General features: G+C 57.8%; 4 protein-coding genes. All 4 read right to left on the bottom strand.

Annotated features, from left to right (window positions below):
• Nucleotides 1–298, bottom strand: a 298-nt coding sequence (locus ACK5L9_RS20590; RefSeq protein ID WP_416913322.1) for a hypothetical protein, incomplete at its 3' end; no start/stop codon positions are given.
• 217 nt (nucleotides 299–515) lie between these two features.
• Nucleotides 516–1,136, bottom strand: a complete 621-nt coding sequence (locus tag ACK5L9_RS20585; RefSeq protein WP_416913321.1) for a VPLPA-CTERM sorting domain-containing protein — start codon at nucleotides 1,134–1,136, stop codon at nucleotides 516–518.
• 329 nt (nucleotides 1,137–1,465) lie between these two features.
• On the bottom strand, nucleotides 1,466–2,587 hold the full coding sequence (locus tag ACK5L9_RS20580; RefSeq protein ID WP_416913323.1) for a TRAP transporter substrate-binding protein: 1,122 nt from the start codon (nucleotides 2,585–2,587) through the stop codon (nucleotides 1,466–1,468).
• Nucleotides 2,588–2,807: 220 nt separating this feature from the next.
• Nucleotides 2,808–3,670: phosphopyruvate hydratase (gene eno / locus ACK5L9_RS20575; protein ID WP_416913320.1), on the bottom strand; the 863-nt coding region annotated here is incomplete at its 5' end.

Genomic DNA, 3,670 nt, shown 5'->3' with positions numbered 1-3,670 from the left:
TGAAGCTGAAAGTTTTGCTGCCCTTCAGGATTTCATCCGTATCGGCAATGGAAAATTCCAGCCCCCAAATCTTGGTGGCGTCCCCCCCAAGAGCATCAGTTGCGTCGAACAGGACGTCGATCATATACGCCGTGTTTGCGGTATGGCTGCATACTCCTTTCAATTCGGCCATGGGGTCGCCATCGCCGCAATCCCTGGCCGAAAAGGTGACTGCGGCATTGGCCGCCGCAGCTGTCATCGCCATCGCCAAGGCCGTACCGGCCATGTACGACGCCAAGCGTCTTTCTATTGATTTCATCTCGGCCCCCTCACCGGATGCAAGTGAAATGTACTTACATTTTCAGAATTTGGTGTTCAGATTTTCATCGACAATCGAGAAAATTGACAAGGTACCGGGTACAGAATATCCAACTTGCCCTGTTTCGGCAATCCGGTTGATAAAAATTCAAATCGATCAGACTGAAAAATGCGGGCCACCGCGTTTACACACAATGGCCCGCCTTCGTCTTTCGCGATTACACCCGGCGCTTGCGCCTGATACCGGCGAAAGCCGCCATTCCACCCAGCATCAGCAGGGCCGGTGCAGGCAGAGGGACGAGTGCGGGCTGGACTTCGAATGCGCCAAGCAGGACGTTCGGCGCAAAGAACCTGCCGCCGCCATTGCCCCAACCCTCCATCGTGACATCGGCCTGGCCGTCATTGACCAGCGGAGCCAAGGTCGTGAAGGACAGCGTGCCGATCAGCTCGCCATGAATCAGATCGACCACCGGCCGATAGCGGATGGTGGCATTGTTCAGGCTGCCCGTCGCGAAGCTGTCCACGCTTACCGCACCTGAAAAGGCAAAGGCCCACGAGCTTGGGTGTATCGAGACCTCATCGCGGTCTGTGACGTGGAAATTCAGCCCCCAGATCCTGGCTGCCTCGCCCCCGGTCGTGTCCGTGGCGTCGAAAAGGACGTCGATGGTATAGACCGTGTTTTCGAGGTGGCCACAGGCGCTGTTCAGTTCGGCAATGGTATCGCTGTCGCCGCAATCGCCAGCATCGAAGACAACGGCAGCATGGGCCGCCGTCGTCAGCATGGTGGCAAGGGCTGCGCCTGCCAGATAACACGCAAATCGTCGTAGATTGGATATCATTCCGGATTCCTCACTGGATGTAATTCAAAAGGTACTTACATAAAAAAATGGCATTGACGTTTGGAAAATCGATAAAAGCACGATCAAATAACCAAATAATAATACCGGGATTTTAGATTTCAAACAATACCGGCCGATTAATATAATGAATATCCAATATTATTCGATATATTATGTTTATTTACAGCGTATTGCGGGCAGATCCGTTTCGCGGCGTGGCCGCCCACTACTTTGTCATGATCAATAGATCACGCAAATTATTTGTTTTCAGAAAGAACAGGCCGCCGCGTTGATCGCGGCGGCCATGGTCATTCCCGTTAACAGGCTGGTCAGCCTGCGGATGGTGCCAGCTTGCCGTTGCGCTGCTGGATCATCATGAATGTGTCGAACGTGTATTCGGCTGTCTGCGAATACAGGTACCAGTCGTTGCGATAGGGCAGGATCGCGTCGTACTGTTTCTTGAACCATTCGTTCTGGGCCGACAGTTCGGCGTAAACCTCGTTCGCGGCGGTAAAGGCCGCAGTCAGGATTTCTTCGCTGAAGGACCGCAATTGCGCCCCCGAAGCGACCAGTTCCTTCAGCGCGGTGGGGTTCTTCATGTCGTATTTCGCCAGCATGTTCTGATCGACCGCATGGCAGCAGGTACGCAGCAGCGACTGATAGCTGGCCGGCAGGCCGTCGAACTGGCCCTTGTTGAAGAAAAAGCTGACCGTCGGTCCGCCTTCCCAGAAACCGGGGTAATAATAATAGGGTGCGACCTTCTGGAAACCCAGCTTGCTGTCGTCGTAGGGGCCGACCCATTCGGCTGCGTCGATGGTGCCCTTTTCCAGGGATGGATAGATGTCGCCCCCGGCGATCTGCTGCGGCACGACGCCCAGCTTTTCGACGACACGCCCGGCCAGACCCGAGATGCGCATCTTCAGGCCCTTCATATCGGCAAGGGTGTTGATTTCCTTGCGATACCAGCCGCCCATCTGTACGCCGGTGTTTCCGCCCGGAAAGCTGATCAGACTGTATTGTTCCAGAAAGGCGTTGTAATTCTCGATCCCGCCGCCCTGATAGTTATAGGCCGCCTTGGCCCGCGCGCTGAGACAGAAGGGAAGGTCGGCACCCGGCGCAAAGGCCGGATCCTTGCCCCAGTTGTAATAGCCGACCGAATGGGCGCTTTCGACCGTGCCATCGGTCGCGGCATTGATGGCGTCGAGGCCGGGAACGATCTCGCCGGCAGCAAAAACCTGAATGTTGAACTTGCCATCCGTCGCCTCTTTCAGACGCTGCGACAGCTCTTCCGCGCCACCATAGATCGTGTCCAGCGATTTCGGAAAGGACGACGCCAACCGCCAGTTGATCGTCGGGGTTTCCTGCGCGATGGCCGGTGCGGCAAGTGCTGATCCCGCCGCAGCGGCCGCACCACCGAGAGAGGCCCGCGTCAGAAATGAACGGCGATCCAGCTTATTGGTATCTTTCATAAATTCTCCTCCGTAAAGGGCGGGTGGGCCGACCGGCCCACAGACAACCCGCCTTGAACGTGTGGGCGAGTTTAGCCGCAGATCTGCGGCTGTCGAGGGGTCTTGAGCCTCTGCGTCCCGAAAACCGCAATGCCTTTACGTCAAGTTTGTCCGGTATCGCGCGGCGGGGCGCATCGGGGCGCCCGCGCCGCCAGAAACTCGATCAGCGCAGGATCGAACGCCCTGCATAGACGGCGGTTTCGCCCAGCATTTCCTCGATACGGATCAGCTGGTTGTACTTTGCCAGCCGGTCCGATCGCGCAAGGCTGCCGGTCTTGATCTGCCCGCAATTGGTCGCCACGGCCAGATCGGCGATGGTGGCATCCTCAGTCTCGCCCGAGCGATGGCTCATCACCGAAGTATAGCGGGCGCGGTCGGCCATGCGCACCGCGTCCAGCGTTTCCGACAGCGTGCCAATCTGGTTCACCTTGACCAGCAGGCTGTTGCCGCAGCCCTTCGCGATGCCATCGGCCAGACGCGTGGGGTTGGTCACGAACAGGTCGTCTCCGACCAGTTGCACCGACGCGCCCAGACGGTCGGTCAGCAGCTTCCAGCCCTCCCAGTCATCCTCGGCACAACCATCCTCGATGGACAGGATCGGGTAATCGGCGCACAGCGCGGCCAGATAATCGACATTCTCGGCCGAGGTCAGAACCTTGCCCTCGCCCTTCATGTCGTATTTGCCGCCCTTGAAATATTCGGTCGAGGCGCAGTCCAGCGCCAGCATGATGTCCTCGCCCGGCTTGTAGCCGGCCTTCTCGACCGCTTTCAGGATGAAATCCAGCGCGTCGCGGGTGCTCGAAAGGTTCGGCGCAAAGCCGCCCTCATCGCCCACGCCGGTGGCAAGACCCGCCGAGGACAGTTCCTTTTTCAGTGTGTGGAACACCTCGGAGCCCATGCGCACGGCGTCGCGGATGTTTTCCGCTCTGACCGGCATGATCATGAATTCCTGAATGACGATCGGGTTGTCGGCAGGTTCGCCGCCATAGATGATATTCATCATCGTCACAGGCAGCATGCGGGCAT

The sequence above is a fragment of the Paracoccus sp. (in: a-proteobacteria) genome (assembly GCF_047973135.1).
GTDB lineage: Bacteria > Pseudomonadota > Alphaproteobacteria > Rhodobacterales > Rhodobacteraceae > Paracoccus.
Note: the sequence above shows the minus strand (reverse complement) of the source record. Positions and strands in the feature narration are given on the sequence as shown.

What these genes read in the sequence shown, in the direction of transcription:
- ACK5L9_RS20585 (WP_416913321.1), bottom strand. Translation starts at nt 1,136, where the DNA reads ATGATATCCAATCTACGACGATTTGCGTGTTATCTGGCAGGCGCAGCC.